We start from the raw sequence: 20224 nt of genomic DNA, 5'->3' as shown, positions 1-20224 counted from the left end.
GCCACCGGGCTGGCCCTGCTGAGCTGGGGCGCTCGCCGTCTGGCCCGGAGGAGGATATGATCCGCAGGGTCCTGTTTGTTGTTCTCGTGCTCTATATTGTGGTGCCCCTGTTAATGCCGATCATCTTCTCCTTCAGCGTCTTCTGGCAGGACATCCTGCCTCAGGGATTCACGTTGCGCTGGTATGAGGCGATCCTGACCCGTCCAGCTAACTATGAGGCCCTGCTGGTCTCACTAACGGTGGCCTTGGGGGCGGTCCTGCTCAATGGGATGATCGCAGTGCCGGCGGCATACGCGCTGAACCGGGCGGGGCCGGGCTGGGGGCGGCGGTTGCGGGAAGGAGCGGTGATCCTTCCCTTGCTGTTCCCGCCCCTGGTGGTCGGCACTGCCCTCCTCCAGGCATTCACCCGTCCTCCCCTGGCGCTGACCGGGACGATCTGGATGGTCATCATCGCCCATGCGATCCTGGGCTTCCCGTTCATGTTCCGCATTGTCCTGGCCTCCTTTCAGACCATCGACGAGCGCACCCTCAGCGAGGCGGCGGCCAGCCTGGGGGCCACCTTCTGGCAACGGATGCGTTATGTGCTGATCCCGAACGTGATGCCCGGTATCCTCTCCGGAGCCTTGCTGGTGTTCGCTATCAGCATGGGGGAGTTCGAGGTCACCTCGATGGTCGCCGGGTTCACCGCTCAGACCCTTCCTTTGCGCCTCTTCCAGCAGATCCGAAACGACATGCGGATCGCCTCGGCGATCACCGCTTTTCTGATCTACGTCTCGTTTCTCTCCTTTGCATTGATGACCTATCTGGGCGCCCGCATGCGGCGCCTGCGTGCTTCGTGAGCTCCTTCTGCCCAATTCAAAGGAGGTGAGAGATGCTTCGGCGGGCGATGGATCTGTTGATCGTCGTGGCCCTGTTCAGTGCGTGGCTCGTGGGCTGCCGGCCTGCCGCCCCGGGCCCCATCACGCTGACGATCATCATGGAGCAGGTCCCCGACACGGACGTGGTCCGCAAGCTCCTCCCCGATTTCGAGCGGGAGAACCCCGGCATCCACGTGGTCATCGACGCGATGCCCTACGATGCCATGCGCGATAAGATCCTGGCCTCGTTTATGGCCCCCAAGGCGACTTACGATGTGATCATCGTGGACAACCCGTGGATGGATGAGTTCGTGGCCGGGAATTTCCTGGAGCCCCTGGACGAGCGGATCAAAGCAATCCCAGATTACGATTTCGAGGACTTCGTGCGTCCGGTGCGGGAGATCGGGGTAGTGGGCGGTAAGGTCTACGGTCTCCCCTTCTATAACTATGCTGTAGGTCTGATCGTGCGCCAGGATCTCTTTAACGATTCTGCTTATCGGGATGCCTACCAAAAGAAGTACGGCAAGTTGCTGGCCCCGCCCACCACCCTGGAGGATTATGTCCGCATCGCTCAGTTCTTCAAGGAGCAAAGCGGCGGGAAGATATATGGGGTGGCGATGCAGCCTCAGCGCGGCTATAAGGTCTTCGAGGAATGGAAGAACTGGCTATATGCGGCGGGCGGCGATCTGCTGGATGAGCGTGGCAATGTGATCATCGATCGGCCGGAGGCGGTGCGGGCCCTGGAGCTCTATATCGAGATGTATAAGACGGCAGCCCCGCCGAATTCCCTGAACTGGGGTTTCGATGAGGCCCTGCGGAGCATGGCGTCCGGCGAGGCGGCCATGATGATGAGTTACAACTGGATGCTACCCACCCTGAACAACCCACAGGGTCCGGCGGGCGCCCTGGCTGGCAAGTTCGCCCTCTATGAGGTCCCCGGTGGCAAGGCGGTGCTCGGGGCCTGGCACTGGGCTATCCCCCGGAATGCGCCGAACAAGGATGCTTCCTGGCGTTTCATCTCTTGGATCACCTCCAAGCGCGTGGAGAAGCAACGGGTGATTCTGGGCGGCGCGCCGGTTCGAGTGAGCGCGATGAAGGACCCCGAGGTCTGGCAGAAGGGCTTTGGGCAGAGCTATTACGAGACGGTGCTGAAGATCCTGGAGGACGCGGAGCCGCTGGCCCGCGGTCCGAAGGCAGAGGAGATCATTCAGGTGGTGGGCACCGAGCTGAATGCGGCAGTGGCTGGGGAGAAAACCGCGGAGCAGGCGTTAAAGGATGCTGCCGCCCAGGTTCGCCGCATCCTGGGCCAGTGAGCTGAGGTGCCGGGGGAGGCCATCGGGGCCGCCTTCCCCGGCCTCTCTTCGCTTCAGGAGGCCGCATGGGGCGTCAGGATCGACGATTGGGTCGCCGGATGGTTCTGCCTCTGATCCTATTGCTGGTGGCCGTCCAGGGCTATCCGATGGCCTTCGCTGTCTATATCTCGGCGCACGATTACCGACTCACCGCCCTGAATGAGGTCCGCTGGGTTGGGATGGAGCAATATCGGGGGCTGCTGGGGAATTCCTCCTACTGGACCGCTATGCAGAACACTCTGGTTTTCGTATTCGGGGCGGTGGGGCTGGAACTTCTTTTGGGTTTCCTCCTGGCTTATCTGCTTTGGCGGCCGGTGCCTGCTCAGAATCTCTTCCGCGCGATTCTGCTGACACCGATGTTTGTCACCCCTATCGCTGTCGGCCTGATGTTCCGGTTTCTACTGAACAATCAGCTCGGGATCATCCCGGTCTGGTTACGAACCATAGGGGTGGAGATCGACTGGTTTGGCCCCAGCTTGGCGCTCTTTTCCCTGATCCTGATTGATGTATGGCAGTGGACGCCGCTGATGGTGCTGCTGCTTCTGGCAGGGATGGAAGCCCTGCCAATAGAGCCCTTTGAGGCCGCTCGAGTGGACGGCGCGTCAGAGCTTCAAATGATTCGTTATTTGGTCCTTCCGCTGATCCGCCCAGTGATACTGGCAGCGATTCTGATCCGGATGCTGGATGCGTTCCGTGTGTTTGAGTATGTATACGCTATCACGAGGGGAGGGCCAGGAGAGCGCACCGAAACGATTCTGTTCCATATTTACCGGGTTGGCTTTCTTTACTTCCGATTGGGCGAGGCGGCGGCGATGGCCGTTACACTCGCCTGGGTGATCTTTGCCCTCGTGGTGCTTCTCTTCCGCATCCTGCGGCGTCAGGAGGCGATGACATGACAGGGCTGGCTCGCAGCGTCGCCATAAAGGCTATGCCGGCCTGGAGGATCCTGCGCTGGAGTCGGCGATGGCCGATCCTTCTTCGATTCGGTATGCTATCGATCGCCGCGGTTGCCGTCCTTTTCCCTTTCCTGTGGATTTTCTTGGCCTCCCTGAAGCCGCCGGTGGAGCTGAGCCGTCCTTCTCTCTTCGGGTTCGAACCAACCAGCGTGAACTGGTCTGAGGTCTGGTTGAACTCCTCCTTCGCCCGCCATTTCCTGAACAGCGTGATCGTAGGGGGCCTCACTGTGATCGTTTCTCTGATCGTGGGGGCCCCGGCCGCGTACGCCTTCTCTCGCTTCCGGACCGGCGGAACAGGGCTGCGCTTTGTGATCCTGGCCGCCCAGATGATGCCGCCGGCTCTTTTTATCATCCCCTTCTTCCTGATGGCTTACTATGTCGGGCTTCTGGATACGGTCTGGGCGGTGGCTATTGCCCACCTCACCTTCATTGCCCCTCTCGTGACGTGGTTTCTGATCGGGTTCTTTGAGGATGTGCCGCGGGACTTGGAGGAGCAGGCGATGGTGGATGGGTGCACGCGGTGGCAAGCCTTCGTTCAGGTTGTCCTGCCGGCCGCTCGTCCGGGCATGGCGGCTGCAGGGCTGTTCGCTTTCATCATGTCCTGGAATGAGATGTTTTACGCTCTGATGCTGGCAGGCGGGCATTCCAAGACGTTGCCGGTGGCGATCGCCGGCTACTGGACCTTCCGGGGAGTGGATATGGGGAAGATGTCGGTGGCGATCATCTCAGCGGTGATCCCAGTGATGATCGCCTCCTTCTTCGTGCAACGCTATCTGGTGCGAGGCCTTGGGGGAGGTGCCCTGAAAGGATGATCAGGAGGTCCACGATGGCCCGCTTCGCATTGGGAATCGATGTGGGAACCAGTGGGGTGAAGGGCGTTCTGATCGAGCCGGGCGGGAGGCTGGTGGCGGAGGCCTATGCTCCCCATGATCTCCGTTCCTCCTATCCGGGATGGTCTGAGGAGGATCCGGCGGACTGGTGGCGGGGAGTGGTTTCGGTCTGCCGGCAACTTCTTGTGAATCGGGATCCGCGAGAGGTGGCCGTGGTCGGATGCAGCGGGATGGTGCCTGCCCTCGTCCTGCTGGACGAGAGGGGGAACCCCCTGCGTCCTGCTATCCTCCAGAACGATGCACGAGCCATCGAGGAGATCGAGTGGCTTCGTCGGAACCTGGATCAGGAGCAGCTTTTCGCCCGGACCGGTGGCTACACCAATCAGCAGCATGTGGGACCCCGCCTGATGTGGATCCAGCGACATGAGCCGGAGATCTGGCGTCGCACTCGTCTTGTCTTGGGTTCCTATGACTATATTGCTTACCGGCTAAGCGGGGCGTGGTCGCTGGAGATCAACTGGGCGGTGGAAAGCGGCCTGTTCGACATCTATCGACGGACGTGGGATGAGATGTTCTTGCAGGCCAGCCATCTTCAGGAGGAACTTTTCCCACCTGTGCGCTTTCCCACAGAGATCATCGGTGAGGTCACGCGGGAGGCGGCGGAGGCGACAGGTCTGGCGCCGGGAACGCTGGTGGCGGCTGGGAGCGCGGACCACGTTGCCTCCGCGCTGGCCGCTGGCCTCCGGGAGCATGGGGATCTGTTAATCAAGTTCGGCGCCGCAGGAGATATCCTGTATTGCATGGATCGCCTGGAGCCTCATCCCCGGCTTTACATCGATTATCACGATATCCCTGAGCGTTACCTTCTGAATGGATGCATGGCGGCTTCCGGCTCTCTGGTGAAGTGGTTCGTCACCCAGGTGCTGAGGGAAGAAGGTGGGTCCGCAACCTATCGCCGACTGGATGAGGAAGCCGCAGCCGTCCCGCCCGCTTCCGATGGACTGATCGTCCTGCCTTATTTCCTTGGGGAGAAGACCCCGCTCTTCGATCCGGAAGCCCGGGGGATCTTCTTTGGGCTTACCCTGAGCCACAGTCGGGGTCATATGTTCCGCGCCATCCTGGAGGCGGTGATCTATGGATTCCAGCATCATCTGGAGATCCTACAGGAGCGCGGCTATCCCATCCGACGGGTGCTGGCTACCGACGGCGGGGTGCGCAGCGAGCTGTGGCGTCAGATCGCCGCAGATGTTCTGGGGCTTCCGGTGGAGGCCCACCCCGGGCATCCCGGCTCGGCCCTGGGAGTGGCTTTCGTGGCCGGGATGGGCGCTGGCCTGTTCCAGGATTGGGCGGAGATCGAGGCCTTTGCGGGTCCGGCTTACTGGAATGAACCGAATCCCGAAGCCCACCGGCGGTATCAGGAGGCTTACCGCCTTTATCGGGACCTTTACGAAGCCCTAAAACCGCTTTTCCCTCGCGTGGGTCGACTGTCTGGGGGGTGAAACTCAACAGGGGTCACACGCCTGATTACCTTTAGGGAACCTTCCTCCTTGAGGCCCAAGGGGCCCAAGGAGGGGCTGTCTTGCCTTCTCTATCTTAGTCTGAGGGTGTAAGTTCCAGCTCCTTTCTCCAAGGAGGCTCATCCATGGGACGCCTGGATGGACAGGTTGCGATGGTAACCGGCGCGGGGACCGGGATCGGAGCGGCTATCGCCCGAACCCTGGCTCGAGAAGGGGCTTATGTGGCCGTAACGGATATTAACGAGGAAGGGGCCCGTCAGGTTGCGGAGGAGATCCGTCAATCCGATGGGGTCGCGGAATCCTGGCGTCTCGATGTCACCAGGAAGGCTGACAACGTCGCGGTGATGGATGCCGTGGTCGCTAAATGGGGACGCCTGGATATAGTCTGCCCGAACGCTGGGGTTTCCACGATGAACTGGGTGAAGGACCTCACGGAGGAGGAATGGGATTATAACTTCAACGTGAACACGAAAGGAGTGTTCTTTACCTGCCAGGCCGCTATTCCCCATATGATCCGCCAGGGCGGCGGTCGCATCATCATCACGGCGTCCATGGCCGGCCATCGGGCTGTCCCTCTGCTGGCGCACTATGCGGCCTCCAAGTGGGCGGTGATCGGCTTCGGCCTGAGTTTGGCGGTGGAAGTGGGCAAGTATAATATCAAAGTCAATCTGATCTGCCCCGGATTTGTCCGCACATCGATGCAGGAGCGCGAGATCGTGTGGGAGGGGCAGCTGCGGGGGATGGATCCAGAGGCCGTGCGCGCGGAGTATGTGAGCAAAACCCCGCTGGGGCGAATTGAGGAACCTCAGGATGTGGCCAACGCCGTGCTGTTGTTGTGTCTGCCTGAGGCCGATTTCATCACCGGCGCGGTTCTGGATGTGACGGGCGGGGCCCATCTCACATAGCGTTTTGTCTCGCGTCCCCTTCGGTGCAGGAGGACAACTGCTTGTGGTTGTCCCACCTCGTTCGAGATACGACGATGGGCGATCTTCGGGGATACATTGAACCGATCGGGATCTCGCTGGGGATCGGGTTGCTGATCGGGCTGGAGCGGGAGTGGGCGCATAAGGATGTGGGGTTGCGCACCTTCGCCCTGGCGGCGCTGGCGGGGTGCCTGGCCTGGCTGATCCACCCCGTCGCCGCCTTCCTGGTCCTGGCTGCGGCGATCGCCCTGGTGAGCATCCTCAATATCCGCAGCATGCTGGTGGACCGCTCCCTGGAGATGACGACTTCGGTGGCCCTGCTGGTGACGCTGCTCCTGGGCATTGTGGTTGCGCAGGGGTATTTCCTGGTGGCGGCGGCTACCGCCGTGCTGGTGACGATGCTCCTGGCCTGGAAGGCGGAGCTGGTCCGCTTTACCGTGGGGCTTTCCCTGGAGGAGCTGCGCTCCATTGTGCTGTTCGGGGTGCTGACGCTGGTGATCTATCCCCTCCTGCCGGAGGGCCTGTCCCCCACCGTGGATCCCATGGGCCTGGTCAACCTCCGGGCGGCGTGGCTGGTGGTGGTGATCCTCTCGGCGATCGGCCTGGTGAACTATGCGCTGCTGCGGCTTTACGGCGCCCGGGGGATCCATTTCACCGGGATCCTCGGCGGGCTGGTGAACAGCACGGCGACGGTTTCGGAGCTGGCCCGGCGATGTCGGGGACAGGAGGAGAAAGCCATGGATCTGGCCCTGGAGGGGATGCTGCTGGCTAACATCGCCATGATGGCCCGCAACGGCCTGATCCTGGGGATCTTCGCGCCGGCCGCGCTGCTCCACGGCTGGCTGGCGGTGGGGCTGATGGCCGGCCTCACCGGGCTGATGGTCCTTCGGATCCTCCGGCAGAACGCATCTTCGGCTGCGCCGGCGATCCGCTTGGCTTTCCCCTTCTCGCTGCGCCATAGCCTGCTCTTCGGGACGTTTTATCTGGTGATCCGGGCGGCCGTGGTGCTGGCGGATCGCTTCCTGGGACCAGGAGGATTTATGGTGGCGACGTTCCTGGGCGGGCTGGTGAGCAGCGCCTCGACAGCGGCGGCGGCGGCGACCCTGGCGGCGCAGGGGCAGATTTCGATGGAGGCGGCAGGGCTTGGTGTGGTGCTGGCCTCCATGGCCAGCTTGCTCTTCCACGTGCCGATGGCCCGGCTGGGCGGGTTGCGGGGCCCCTGGTTGCGCCGCCTGGGATGGGCTTCCGTCCTCACCGTCCTGGTGGGGATCCTCGGCCTGGCCGTCGAAGGGTGGCGGTGAAACCGAACGATCAGGGGCGGCTGGGGCCGCAGGGCATTGAAGGGGTTCCCCACGGCCCCAGAAGGGGAAGGGGCCATCCCATCTTCCGAAATGGGCGCCCGGCGGCGGATGTCCTGCTCGCCTTCTATCCGGGATAAGCCCGGGCTTTCAGCAAAGCGAAGTGATCCATCGGCCCATACGCGCCCCGGCCGAGTTTAAAGGCCCGGGAGGCCTGGAGGATCGCGGTCAGATAGTCTTTCGCCTGACGGATGGCCTCCAGGGGTGGGAGACCCCTGGCCAGCCCCGCCGCGATGGCCGAGGCGAACGTGCACCCCGTCCCATGGGTGTTCACCGTGTCCACCCGTGGGGCGTCCAGCTCATAGAAATCCCGGCCATCGAACACAATGTCCACGCTGTGATCATCCCCTTCCAGGTGGCCGCCTTTCACCACCACCCAGCGCGGCCCCATCTCGTGGATGATCCGTGCTGCCTCTCGCATATCCGCCCGGCTCCGCAGCTCCCGCCCCACCAGCGCCCGCGCCTCGTGGAGGTTCGGGGTGACCACCATCGCCAGGGGGAAGAGGTGACGGATCAGTGCGTCCTGGGCCTCCGGGCGAAGGAGGGGATCCCCACTCTTGGCCCGCATGACCGGATCGACGACCAGACGCTCCACGCGGTATTCCCGCATTTTCCCGGCGACCACCTCGATGATGGCGGCATTCGCCAGCATCCCCGTTTTCACCGCGTCGGCGCCGATGTCGCCCAGCACCGAGTCGATCTGGGCCGCCACGAACTCAGGGGGGAGTTCGAAAACCGCCTGGACTCCCCGGGTGTTCTGGGCGGTGAGGGCCGTGAGCACGCTCATGCCGTAAACGCCCAGCGCGCCAAAGGTCTTCAGATCCGCCTGGATGCCCGCCCCCCCGCCCGAATCCGATCCGGCGATCGTTAGGGCACGAGGCAAAGTGGTCATCGCCATCCTCCTGGTCTGAGGATTGCAGAACTCCGCGAGGGCTGGAGGCCCTGATCCCGCCTCCATCCGTTAAGCGCCGGAGGGGGAGCGCTTCTCCCGCTCGGCCAGCGCTGCATCCACCGCCCGTCGCAGGGCGCGCGCGGCGGCCTCCGGATCGGGCGCCTGGGTGATGGCGGAGATCACCGCGACCCCGGCGGCTCCCATACGGATGCACACGGCGGCGTTCTCCGGAGTCACTCCGCCGATGGCTACCACCGGAAGCCGCGTGGAGCGGACGACGGCGGCCAGCCCCTCCAGTCCGATGAGAATCGGGTTGGCCTTGGAAGCTGTGGGGAAGATGGAGCCCGATCCCAGATAATCGGCGCCGGCGGCCTCCGCCGCTTGAGCCTGCGCCGGGGTGCGGGCGGAGACCCCGATGAGGGCCTGAGGGCCCAGAAGGCGCCGCGCCACCTCAGGAGGGAGATCCTCCTGGCCCAGGTGGACCCCGTCCGCATGGATCGCCATGGCGACGTCGACGCGATCGTTGATGAGGAAAGGAACACCATATCGCCGGCAGAGCGCCCGCAGGGCTTCCCCCAGCCGGAGCATCTCCCGCAACGGCCCGGATTTCCAGCGCAACTGCATGGCGGTGATCCCCCCCTTAAGGGCCGATTCCGCGATCTCCAGCGGCGATCGCCCGGAGGTGAGCGCCGGGTCCAGAACGAGGTAAACGCGCAGGTCCAGCGCCATCCCATGAGCTCCTTCAGAGGCGATCTTCGTGGGGAGAGATGGAGAGACGCGAGGGGCAAACGGGTGGCGACCGTCCCTCCGCCGGCATGACCCGGATCAGGTTCCATGGGTCGGCACCAGGGCCGGCCTCCGGCCGGCAGGGCGCCCTCTCAGCCCGCTTCCCCGCGGACTCCCCACGTCGCCCCGAAATTCCGCGGTTACTGTAATGTGAAAAAAGGGGCCTGTCAAATTCGACGCTGGCTATAGGCCAGGGCGGCCCAGAGATCCTCCGCGCTCAACGGGGGATACTCCCGAAGGATGTCTTCAAAGGACATCCCTTCCGCCAGGCTGCTCACAATCACCTTCACCGGAATCCGCGTGCCACGGATACATGGTTCTCCATGGTGGATCTCGGGATTGATGACCACTCGCTCTCGCCAGTCAACGCGCGCCATCTTCCGAATCCTCTCCTGGTGGACTTTTCTACTATACAACCCTACCCTTCCCCGTGCCGAACCGATGGCTGAGACGTGGCCCTGGCCTTCCCCATAGAAAATCTCGAATCCCACCCCCGTAACCTTTTCCGGGTGATCTCCGACATGACATGATGAGCGAACCCGGGTTCAGCATCCTAAAGACGGGGGTGGTCCCATGAAAAAGGGCATCGGTTTCGGAATCTTCCTGCTGGCGTGGATCGGGTTGATGCTAACGGCCTGCACGACCCCTCCGGCATCCAGGGAAGGAACCGCAACGCGCTGGGAGGGAACAGTGGAGGCGATCCTCCCGGATGGCCTTCAGGTCTCCGGCCGGCTGGTTCGCTGGACCGGCCAGACGCAGATCCTGGGGGACCTTCAGGTAGGAGCCCGAGTGGAGGTGGAAGGGGCCCCAGCAGATGGGGCTTGGAATGCCACGATGATCCGGGTTCAATCCTCGGGCGGATCGGTGGCCGGAACGGCGGGAGGGACAATGGTCTCTCCCCTGCCCACTCCTATCCTTCAAATGGAGTTCAAGGGGGTGGTGGAGGAGGTTTTGCCCAACGGTTATCGGATTGGGGGGCGGACGGTGATGGTGACCGCGACCACGCGTGTTGAGGGTCCGATCGCCGTGGGGACTTTTGTGGAGGTGAAGGGCGTTCTGCAACCGGACGGAACGATCCTGGCGTTCCGGATCCATGTTGAAGACTAAGGAGGAGGTGGAGTTCAAAGGTGCCGTGGAGGAGATCCTTCCCGATGGCTATCGCATCGCTGGTCGGACGGTCCGGGTCGATGGGAATACCCGGATCGATGACCCTATCACCCTCGGCGCCTGGGTTGAGGTGAAGGGGGTTCTTCAGAGCGATGGCTCCATCCGTGCCCTTCGAATTCAACTTGAAGATCGGTCCGGGAAGGATTCTGGAACGCGAGAGGAAGGCAAGAAAGGTGACAATGATGGGAAGAAAGGGGATGATGAGAAGAAGGATGATGGTGGGAAGAAGGATGAGGATCACCACAAGGATCGTCCCGAAAAGGATGATTCCGACTGATAATTCGGGAGAATCAGGGAGGCATGGGGTTGGGCGGGCCGCCAGGATATCCTGCCCAACCCCCTTTCCCGTGAGGCTTGAACGAGGCGGTGCCCACAATGAGGGCCTGTGGGAGTGGCATCTTCCCGCCCGAGCGGATACGATGGGATCTATCGACGGTGGAAACTTTCCTTGAGCGATCTGGAACGGTGATAGACGAACAGGCCCTGCTGGCCCGTGCACGGTCCCTGGACCCGGAGGCCCTGTCCGAGCTGCACGAGCGGTATTACCAGATGCTGTATTTCTACGTGCTCGGCCGGGTAGGGGAGCAGGCGGTTGCAGAGGACGTGACCGCGGAGGTCTTCCTGCGCCTCCTCGAAGCCTTCCATCGGGGACGGGGGCCGGATCGCCATCTGGCGGCCTGGCTGTTCCGGACCGCGGATCATCTGGTGGCCGAACATCACCGCGCCCATTACCGGCATCCCCAGGTCCCGCTGGAGGAGGATTGGGGCCGCTCAAGGGCTGCGGAAGAAGGGAAGGATGTGGTGGTGCGGGAACAAGTCCGGGAGGCCCTGAAGCATCTGACCCCGGACCAGCGGGCGGTGATCCTGATGCGTTTCTGGATGGATCTCCCGCTGGCCCGGATCGCCCAGGAGCTGGGGAAAAGCGTGGGAGCTGTGAAATTGCTTCAGCATCGGGCCCTGACGGCCCTCGCGAAACGATTAAAGGATCTCCGAAATGACTATGGCGAAGCGTGAGGACGTTCTGGAAGAAGCGTTGGAGAGGCTGCGGGAAGGGGCCACGCTGGAGGAAGTAACGGCTCGATATCCGGAAGTGGCCCCGGTTTTGCGCATCGCCCGGATGATCGAGGCCGTGCGTCCCCCCGCGCCGTCCTTGCGGGCGGAGCTGGCCTCCCGGACTGCTTTCCTCCAGCGCGCGGAAGCCCTGCGGTCCTCCCGCCGCCCATGGGCCGCGGTTCTGTTCGGATGGGGACGATATGCGCCAGCGGGGGCTGCGATCGCGGTCGCACTCCTCATCATTGGCGTCCTCCATGCCATGGCCCAGGGCAGCCTGCCGGGAGATCCCCTCTATGGGATCAAGCGTATGGAAGAGCAGGTCTGGCTCGCCCTGACCCTGGATCCGGTAGAGCGGCGTCTGGTGGAGGAGACGCTGGCGGCTCGCCGCTGGGAGGAATACCGGATGCTCACTCAACAGCGGGGCATTGGAACGGTGACCTGGGAGGGTCGGATCGAAGCCATCGAAGGGACCACCTGGCGTATCGGAGGTGTGCCGGTGGAGATCTTCCCTGAAACAGAAATGCTGGGGCCTGTAACTGTGGATCAGAGGGTGAAGGTGACGGCCTTCCTGGGGCCGGAAGGACAGCTGATCGCCATGCGCATCCAGAGGATCTCCGAGACTCCCACGCCGACGCCCGAGCCGACCGGGACGCCTGCGGAGGCCTGGATGGAGGCCACCTCTACACCGGTTCCAACGCGGATCCCCCGGCCGACGCCCACACCTTTGCCGACGGCAACGCCAGTTCCGACCGCCCCGCCCTTGCCGCCGGCGACGGTGGCTCCCACGCCCGCTCTAACCAAGACGCCCGAGCCAACCCAGACACCTGAGCCAACCCGGACTCCAGGGGAAGAAGGGGAAACTATCGAGTGGAAGGGAGTGCTCCAGGCGATCTCCGGATCCACCTGGATCATCGATGGACGCGCTGTGCAGGTGACTGGGGATACAGAGATCCGGGAGGATCCTCACGTGGGCGATCGTGTGGAGGTCCGGGCACGACGTCAATCGGATGGCACCCTGATCGCCGTGCGGATTAAGCGGGAGGATTGAACCCGATGAAGATCCCTCCGCGGGTGAGGTCGGCCTACGGTCCAGGCAATGGGCTAACGATACGTTTGTAATCGCCGTCCATGTGCCCGCTGGGCCAGCCGATCCGCTCGCGCCTGGACCTGACGCAGGATCTCCGCTTTATCCAGCGTAAGCAGCCGGCGTCCTTCCATCAGCACCTGCCCGTTCACGATCACGGTGTCGACATCGCTGGCCCGGACCGCATAGACCAGTGCCGCTTCCACCCGGTGCACCGGCTGCACGTGCGCCCCATCCAGCCGGACCAGGATGAGATCGGCCAGGTAGCCAGAAGCCATGCGTCCCAGGCGCTCTTCCTCTCCCAGCGCCCGCGCCCCCTCCCACGTCGCCATCGTTAGCGCTTCATGCAGGGGCAACGCCCGCGCATCCCGACGCTCGTGCTTCTGGAGCAGGGCGGCCAGCCGCATCTGTTCCCAGAGATCCAGGGTGTTGTTGCTCGCCGCCCCATCCGTCCCCAGGCCCACCGGGATCCCAGCCTGGCGCATGGCCGTCACCGGCGCGATCCCCGCGGCCAGTTTCAGGAAGGTCTTGGGACAGTGGGCCACACCGACCCGATGGGCGGCCATCAACGAGATGTCCTCCGGGGTCGCATGGGCTGCGTGGGCGCAGAGCAGCCGGCCCTCCATCAGGCCGGCACGCTCCAGCAGTCGGACCGGCGTGACGCCGTACCGCTGGAGGCTGGATTGCACCTGTTCTGCGGTTTCCGAAGCGTGGATGTGGACGCCCAATCCCAGCCGCCTCGCCTCGCGGGCGACCTCCTGGAGGAAGTCATAGGGGCAGGTGTAGGGAGCGTGAGGCCCCATCCAGACGCGAATGCGGTCCGCCGCTGCGCCGTGCCAGCGGGCCGCAAAGGTCGCCGTTCGATCCAGCTCTTCCCGGGGGTTCTGTCCGAACATCGCCCAGGCGAGGTGTGCACGCAGCCCGGCAGCAACGAAGGCCTCGGCCACCTGATCCATCTCGAAATAGTGGTCCGCTACCGTCGTGATCCCGCTCTCGATCATCTCCACCGCTGCCAGCAGGGCTCCCCAGTAGATGTCCTCCGGGGTCAGGTTCGTCTCCATCGCCCAGATGTAATCGTTAAACCATTCCTCGATGGGCACATCCTCCGCCGATCCACGGAAGAGGACCATGGCGGCGTGGGCGTGGGTGTTGATCAGGCCAGGCATGGCGACCATGCCCTCTCCTGGAATGACCCGGGCTGCGGAAGCGGGGTCGACCTGACCGGTGGGCTGAATCGCGGCGATCCGGGAGCCCTGGATCAGGATGTCCTGCCCGGCCCGCACCGCAACCCCTTCCGGGCCGGGATCCACTACGGTGACCTGTCGGATCAGGAGATCGTAGCGCATCCGGGTTCTCCTTATCCGGCGAGCTGCACCCGTTTCTGCATCTGGAACATCGAGAGGATCTCTTTTACGGTGGTGGCGTCTTCCGGCCCCTTATCCTCGCGGATCCATCCCACGACCCGGGGGAAGCGAAGGGCATAGCCGGGTTCCTCATTGGTCTTCCCGCATGTATGAACCGGCGAGCGGGTGATCTCATCGGCCAGGACGGTCACTACATATCGGGGTTCCACCCACACGTCGGGCTCGAGAACCGATTCCACCCGGGCGGGCCGATGTTCCGTTCGGATCTGATCCAGCAGCTCCCGGATCCGCACCCATTCTTCCTCGGTCAGGCCGCTGCCGATCTTGGCCACCGTCTTAAAGGTATCCGAGTCGGGATCATAGACGGCGCCCAGGAGTGCCCCGATGCCGAACTTCGCCCGCATGCCGCGGCCCCGGAAATAGCCCACGATGACAACATCGATGGTGTCGCTCAGCTCGCCCTTGTAGGAGCGCTTCAGCTTGATCCAGTGGAAACCGCGCGCGCCGGCCTGATAGGGGGCGTCCAGGCGTTTGGCCACGATACCCTCCATGCCGCGCTCGATCGCCTCATCGAAGAACTGCTGGATCACGCGGGGGTCATCGGTGATGATCCGATCGACGAGGCGGATGCGGCCATCCGGCCGGATCAGGCGGGATAGCACCTCAAAGCGGGTGGCGTAAGGCTGGGGGGTGTAATCCTGGCCATCGGCATAGAGGAGATCGAAGGCGAAGAGGACCAGGGGGTATTCCCGCATCATCTCCTCGACGCCATGCTTGCGCTTCCGCTGGACGGTGACCTGGAAAGGGTAGATCTCACCGGTCTCCTCATTGACCGCCACGGCTTCCCCTTCCAGGATGGCCTCCCGGGCGTCGATCTGCTGGCGGACCGCTTCGATGAGCTCTGGGAACATGGGGGTGGTGCGCTCCAGATTGCGGGAGAAAATCTCCACCTGGTCGCCAGCCTTATGGATCTGGCAGCGGAAGCCGTCCAGCTTGACCTCGACGGCGCATCGGCCCAGCTTCTCCACGATTTCCTGGGCGCTGGGGAGGCGCTCCGCCAGGGCCGGTCGGATGGGGTTCCCCACCCGAATGCGGAACGCGCGGATCCCTTCGATGCCCTGCTCGAAGAGGGTCCGGGCCACCAGCCCCAGATCCGAGCACAGGTTATATGCGCGCTCCAGGTCCGGCCGCAGGCTTCGATCGCCGGCGACGGCTTTGGAAAGAGCGTCCAGGATGGTGGGATCTCCGACCCCGAGCCGCAGGCGCCCCAGGACGAAGCGGGCGATGTAGCGGGCTTCCTTTGGAGAGGATCGCCGGAAAAGATCAGCGAGCATCTGGATCTTGCGTTCGACGCTTCCCTCGCCGGTCGTTTCGGCGATCCGCAGGAGAGCCTCATAGACTTCCTGCACGCTCATCCCGGCCGGGTGGGTTTTCCGTTGTTGAAGCAATTCTTCCACCACCAGGCCGGGATCGCCGCGCTCTTTGTTCAGCCGGGCGACTTCCGCCTCGCTGGCTCCCGTGGCGCGGGCGATCGCCCGGAGGATCAATTTCTCGGCCATGCCGATCTCGATCCCGCGGAAAGGCGGGAGCAGCTGTTCCTGGCAGAAGTAAACGACCTTGTCGATCTCCTCCCGCTCACATGCCTGGAACAGTTCGCTGAGGATATCGAACATCTCTAGGCGCTTCGTGGTCGCTTCGAGCCGCTCGAAGTAATCCACCAGCTGGGCGAACCGCATGGATCGCTCCTCTAAGAGAAGATCGGTTCCAGGTCCGCGCGATATGGAAGGCGCTGGCCTTTGAGAGCCGGGGTGACGGCCATGGCCTCAGCGCATCCTGGGGAGGGACCATTCCGTCCTTCCAGAATTCGAATTTACCTTCGTAAACCCCAATATTATTGTATAGGAATTCCGCTATGCCGTGGATCCTTCTTCCTTACTCTTGCCTGGCGGGGCGTAGAGAGATGGGGAATGTCCGGCGATGCGGCCGCGTAGCCGTGACAGGGGCCTTTGGGTTTTCGGGCCGTTCATCGCCCAGCGCCTGCTGACCTGCGGGGAGGGATCCCGCTCAGCCACCCTCCGAAGCGCACTCCCAACTCGCCCGCCATGACCCCACCGCCATCGCTTCGCATAGACATAAAGTGGTGGTGGGGAGGGATTTCCGATGGAGGTTCTTCATCAGGAAAGGGGTGGGCGGCCTCTCCGTCAGGGGGTGGCACCGGCACGTTTTCGCATAGACATTTCCCCTGAGATACTCTCGACCCACAACCGTCTATGGACGAACTGAGAGACCCAGCTGGGCGAAAAGCGTCTGAAGCCCCGGCTGCTCACCCGGCGGCGCCCGACGCCAGGCCTGCGCGGCTGCTGTCTCTGCCTCCGACTTCTGCCCCATCATCGCCAGCGTAACCGCCAGCTCCCGATAAAACAGCCAGACCTCTGGACTCTCGCCTGCCACCTGAATCGCCCGACGGAACGTCGCCACGGCCTCCTCTAGATTCCCCACACCTCGCAGCGCGTAGCCCCGGCGCAAAGCGGCCGTCAACGCCCCCGGATTCGCCGCCAGCGCCTGGCCATATGCCTCCGCCGCCTCCCGATACAATGCCAGCGCCTGGGCCCGATCCAGCGCACAATCCGCGTGGCTCAGAAAGAAATCGCCCACAGATTGCCAAGCCTCCGACCGCGAGCCGATCAGCGCCTGAAGGCGCGCCCGCGAGACCCGAGCCTCCCCCGATCGCCCCAGCTGATCCTGCAGGTAAGCCAAAGCCGCCCATCCCACACCATGCTCCGGTTGAAGCTCCACCAGACGGCGATAGAAAACCTCCGCCCGCTCCAGAGCCGCTCGCTTCGCGGCCGGATCTGTCACCTTCTCCGAATGCACCATCAGGAGATCCCCATAGAGCTGATATGTCTGATCGAACCGATCATCCAGCTCCAGGGAACGCTGCAATTTACGTTCCGCCGATTCCAGATCATTGCGCTGATAAAGATCCACACTGGCCCACTCATTCCACAGCCCCGCGTTATTAGGACTCAGACGGACAGCCTCCTCGTAGTAGTGACCCGCCAGCTCCACATGGCGCACAAACTCAGGGGACATCGCCGCGAGATCGATGCGCGTCCGACAATAACGGGGATCCAGCAACAGATCCGCCCAGCGCCGGTGCATCCGGGCCAGATTCGCTGTATGATCGGTATTCAATGGGTTCAGCAATCGCGCCTGCTCCAGCACAGCCCGGGTGATCTCCAGCAGATCCCCTCGGGGAAGGACCACCAGACGCTCCAGGGTCAGATGGCGGAAAGCCACTTCAAACGAGACCCCATCCGGCAGCCGCCGCGGGCTGGAATCCGGCGCCCGGGCCGCCTTCTCCAGCAGGGCCCGACCCAGCCAGAGGTAATAGAAGTCCTCCCGGGGCGCATACTCAATCGCCCGCCGATACAGCAAAATGGCCACCTCCCACTGTCCTTGCTTATCCCATGGATCCCCCTGCTTGTAAACTGTGTCCGCCCGGATCGGATCCAGATGCACATTCCAGATGAGCAGAGCGGCCGCCAGAAAAGCCGGCGGCGCCACAAACAGACCCAGCCCCGCCTCATCCCCAACTGTCGGCCCTTCCCAGGAGATCAGAACCACCAGCAACGCCAGCAAAACGAAAAGGAAAAGAACCAGAAAATCCAACAACCCCGCCACGCCATCTGCCAGCCGCAGCACATCCTCCACCGTTTGAGGCACACGAGCGATCAGCCCCGCCAGAATTCCCGCATGGGCCAGCGTATAAATCAACCACCCGCCCCCTGCAACCGCCGCATACAGGCCCAGAGCCGGGAAAACCATACGCTCGGGAATCCAATCCCGCCGAACCCCCTCCGCCAGAACCAGCGCAGCCCCCAGACCTCCCACCAAGCCCAACATCAACAAGATGAAGGGCGAAAACCGGTTCCCCTGCAGTGGCAATCGGGTCAAACTGGTCGCAATCAGGGACCACATATCCAGGCGTTGCCCCTGATTGGTCACAAACTCATAAGAGAGCAAGGAGAGCATCAGCGCCATCAGCAGACCCGAAGCTGCCACCCAGGGCCACCACGGGCGAGCCTGCACGGGAGCCTCACGAATTTCCCGACGACCCCGACCTTTCCCCCTGCGCGATGACGGACCTGCTGGAGCCATCCCCGCACGTTCCAGGATCGGCTCAGAGAGCCATCCCTCCCCCAGCACGACCAGCATCGCCGCAAAGGCCCAGAACCACGTCCGGGTCGAGGCAATCGCAATCCCGAAGTTGATCTCAATATAATGAGCGAGGATTCCCCCAAGGAGAGCGATCAGAAGAAAGCGATGAGGATGCTCAATTGACGACTCACCAGAAGCCCGCAGGGTCGCAAAAACCAGATAGATCAGGAGTCCCAGAACCGTCCCGGCCGGAACCGCCACGCCCAGAAAGTGCGGACCGAATCGGAGGGCGAAGGCCAGCCCGACGACAAGCGCCCCACCCACCCACAAACCCAGCAACAGATTCCGATCCCGCGGCCCATGGATCAGATTCAGACTGCGCAACCCGTAGGCGAAAAGAGCAAAGAACAGCCACTGATAAACCAGGAATCCCAGCAAGCCCGTATTCACCAAGGCATCGAACGTCTCATTATGAGAACGATCCGGAGACGCATTGCGCGCCTCATAGTGGGCCAGCTCGGGAGGATAAAATCGGTTGTAAGCCACATACATCGACTCCGGCCCATAGCCGACGAACGGCCGGATCAGATGGAAAGGATCGGGGCGACCATCCGGGAACTGGATCGGCTCGTGAGGGAGCACCAGCCGGAGCGCACCCTGCCAGATCAGGACTCGAACCTTCCCGGTTCCGGTTTCCGTCTCAAAGATATGCCCCAGCCGTCCGATATACGGAGACTGCCGGAGAAATTCCAGCGGCCCGCCCGGGATATTCAGCAGAACCAAAAAAATCAAAACGGCTGATGAAAGCCCCAGCACCGCAAACAGACCCACTCGCTGGCGGCGGATCACCAGCCAGAGCAACCCGAACAGGAACAGCCCCCCCATCAGCCCCAGCCATGGCCCTCGGCTGAAACTGAAATAGATGGTAGCGAGCTGGACCGCCGCAATGAAGACGTAAACCGCCCCACGGACCACATCGCTGTTGCGCGGCGGCTCTGTCGTCAAAATCGAATGAAAGGCTTCCGCCAGACGCCCCAGAGTCAGCATGAAGGCCATGATCAGATAGGCCGCCACAAAGATCGCATTGCCCATATGAGAGGCCACCCGGCTGGTGACATCCCCACCCCACGGCAGGGGATCCAGCCGATAGCGCTGGATCAGCCCATAGATCGCCACCGGGAGGCTGGTCAGGACCATCGCGGTTGCCAGCCGCTCGAACTGCGCCCGGGTTCGCAAACCGGACAATATGCTGAAGAAGATCACCAGATAAGCCAGCCAGCTATACGTTCCCTGCAATCGCTGATAGGAACCGAAGAAGCTGGTATAAGGCGTGATGGAGAACAGGGTGGCCAGGAGATAAACTCCTGCCGAGGCCAGCGCCGGCATCACCAGCGGGGTATGCCCGGAGAACCCCACGGCCTGCGCCAGGGGAACCCGCCGCCCCCAGGCTTCCACCAGCTTCACCAGCCAGGCCGCCGCCATCAGCAGGGCCAGGGAGCGGACCAGAGTCAGCTTATCCGGCTCAAAGACCCGACTGGTGTAGATATTGAAAAACAGGGGGGCGATGACCACCGCCATCAGCCACCCTGCCTCCAGGATCCGATCACACCACCCACTCAAACGCGTCGGCATGTCCGCCACCACTCCCAGGTTCGCTGGAGACCATCGTCCAGGGTAACACGGGCCTCAAAACCCAGCAAGGCACGAGCCTTCGAGACATCCGGAACCCGATGGGGAACCTCCTCAAAATCCGGCCCATAGACCTCGGAGAAGGGGAGAAAGCGGATCGGCGCCCGGCAGCCCGAGATCGACCGGATCTTCTCCGCCAGGGCGAGGATGGAGATCTCCTCGGGATGCCCGATGTTGAAAACATGGCCGAAGGCCGCGGGCAACCATCCGGCCCGCAACGTTCCCTCCACCGCAT

General features: G+C 63.0%; 17 protein-coding genes, 1 pseudogene and 1 riboswitch. Of the genes and pseudogenes, 11 read left to right on the top strand and 7 right to left on the bottom strand.

The window, feature by feature from the left end; translation table 11 throughout:
* The 7 genes from VAE54_RS05045 to VAE54_RS05015 form a co-directional block, all read left to right on the top strand.
* Positions 1–839 (top strand): ABC transporter permease (locus VAE54_RS05045; RefSeq protein WP_322800847.1); only part of this gene is annotated, 839 nt, incomplete at its 5' end.
* A gap of 32 nt (positions 840–871) precedes the next feature.
* Positions 872–2170, top strand: coding sequence for a sugar ABC transporter substrate-binding protein (locus tag VAE54_RS05040; RefSeq protein WP_322800846.1), 1299 nt, complete (start codon positions 872–874; stop codon positions 2168–2170).
* A 65-nt stretch (positions 2171–2235) separates the two neighbouring features.
* Positions 2236–3105 carry a sugar ABC transporter permease gene (locus VAE54_RS05035; protein ID WP_322800845.1) on the top strand — a complete coding sequence of 290 codons (870 nt, stop codon included), beginning with the start codon at positions 2236–2238 and terminating at the stop codon, positions 3103–3105.
* Between the two features lie 32 nt (positions 3106–3137).
* Positions 3138–3977, top strand: a complete 840-nt coding sequence (locus VAE54_RS05030) for a carbohydrate ABC transporter permease (protein WP_416223773.1) — start codon at positions 3138–3140, stop codon at positions 3975–3977.
* Between the two features lie 14 nt (positions 3978–3991).
* Positions 3992–5494, top strand: coding sequence for an FGGY-family carbohydrate kinase (locus VAE54_RS05025; protein ID WP_322800843.1), 1503 nt, complete (start codon positions 3992–3994; stop codon positions 5492–5494).
* Positions 5495–5637: 143 nt separating this feature from the next.
* Positions 5638–6417, top strand: coding sequence for an SDR family NAD(P)-dependent oxidoreductase (locus VAE54_RS05020; protein WP_322800842.1), 780 nt, complete (start codon positions 5638–5640; stop codon positions 6415–6417).
* A 74-nt stretch (positions 6418–6491) separates the two neighbouring features.
* Complete coding sequence (locus tag VAE54_RS05015) at positions 6492–7736, top strand: MgtC/SapB family protein (protein ID WP_322800841.1); 1245 nt, start codon at positions 6492–6494, stop codon at positions 7734–7736.
* 124 nt (positions 7737–7860) lie between these two features.
* On the opposite strand, the gene thiD is transcribed toward VAE54_RS05015, so the two are convergent.
* From thiD to VAE54_RS05000, 3 genes are all read right to left on the bottom strand, one after another.
* On the bottom strand, positions 7861–8685 hold the full coding sequence (thiD, locus tag VAE54_RS05010) for a bifunctional hydroxymethylpyrimidine kinase/phosphomethylpyrimidine kinase (RefSeq protein ID WP_322800840.1): 825 nt from the start codon (positions 8683–8685) through the stop codon (positions 7861–7863).
* 69 nt (positions 8686–8754) lie between these two features.
* Positions 8755–9414, bottom strand: coding sequence for a thiamine phosphate synthase (thiE, locus tag VAE54_RS05005; RefSeq protein ID WP_322800839.1), 660 nt, complete (start codon positions 9412–9414; stop codon positions 8755–8757).
* 55 nt (positions 9415–9469) lie between these two features.
* A riboswitch (TPP riboswitch) is annotated at positions 9470–9600 on the bottom strand.
* A gap of 38 nt (positions 9601–9638) precedes the next feature.
* Positions 9639–9848: a DUF433 domain-containing protein gene (locus VAE54_RS05000; protein ID WP_322800838.1), complete on the bottom strand. Its 210-nt coding sequence runs from the start codon at positions 9846–9848 to the stop codon at positions 9639–9641.
* A gap of 196 nt (positions 9849–10044) precedes the next feature.
* Here VAE54_RS05000 and VAE54_RS04995 point away from each other — a divergent pair, with 196 nt between their 5' ends.
* The 4 genes from VAE54_RS04995 to VAE54_RS04980 all read left to right on the top strand — a co-directional run bounded on the left by VAE54_RS04995 (position 10045) and on the right by VAE54_RS04980 (position 12739).
* The gene (locus VAE54_RS04995) at positions 10045–10578 is read left to right on the top strand and encodes a DUF5666 domain-containing protein (protein ID WP_322800837.1); all 534 of its coding nucleotides are present in this window, start codon (positions 10045–10047) and stop codon (positions 10576–10578) included.
* A gap of 7 nt (positions 10579–10585) precedes the next feature.
* Positions 10586–10915, top strand: a complete 330-nt coding sequence (locus VAE54_RS04990; protein ID WP_322800836.1) for a DUF5666 domain-containing protein — start codon at positions 10586–10588, stop codon at positions 10913–10915.
* A 158-nt stretch (positions 10916–11073) separates the two neighbouring features.
* Positions 11074–11652: a sigma-70 family RNA polymerase sigma factor gene (locus VAE54_RS04985; protein WP_322800835.1), complete on the top strand. Its 579-nt coding sequence runs from the start codon at positions 11074–11076 to the stop codon at positions 11650–11652.
* A complete protein-coding gene (locus VAE54_RS04980; protein WP_322800834.1) occupies positions 11639–12739 on the top strand; it encodes a DUF5666 domain-containing protein in 1101 nt (366 codons plus the stop codon). The genes VAE54_RS04985 and VAE54_RS04980 overlap by 14 nt, the downstream gene beginning before the upstream one ends.
* Positions 12740–12792: 53 nt before the next feature.
* Here the strand turns inward: VAE54_RS04980 and VAE54_RS04975 are convergent, their stop codons facing one another.
* From VAE54_RS04975 to VAE54_RS04960, 4 genes and pseudogenes are all read right to left on the bottom strand, one after another.
* Positions 12793–14121, bottom strand: coding sequence for an amidohydrolase (locus VAE54_RS04975; protein ID WP_322800833.1), 1329 nt, complete (start codon positions 14119–14121; stop codon positions 12793–12795).
* Positions 14122–14132: 11 nt separating this feature from the next.
* Positions 14133–15875 carry an ATP-dependent DNA ligase gene (locus tag VAE54_RS04970; RefSeq protein ID WP_322800832.1) on the bottom strand — a complete coding sequence of 581 codons (1743 nt, stop codon included), beginning with the start codon at positions 15873–15875 and terminating at the stop codon, positions 14133–14135.
* A gap of 532 nt (positions 15876–16407) precedes the next feature.
* A complete protein-coding gene (locus VAE54_RS04965) occupies positions 16408–19932 on the bottom strand; it encodes a tetratricopeptide repeat protein (protein ID WP_322800831.1) in 3525 nt (1174 codons plus the stop codon).
* Positions 19917–20224, bottom strand: a pseudogene (locus tag VAE54_RS04960) (NAD-dependent dehydratase); the annotation flags it as partial. The gene VAE54_RS04965 and the pseudogene VAE54_RS04960, both read right to left, overlap by 16 nt.

Origin of the sequence: Thermoflexus sp. (genome assembly GCF_034432235.1) — a bacterium.
Classification (GTDB): domain Bacteria; phylum Chloroflexota; class Anaerolineae; order Thermoflexales; family Thermoflexaceae; genus Thermoflexus.
This window is presented reverse-complemented; position numbering and strand designations above follow the sequence as displayed.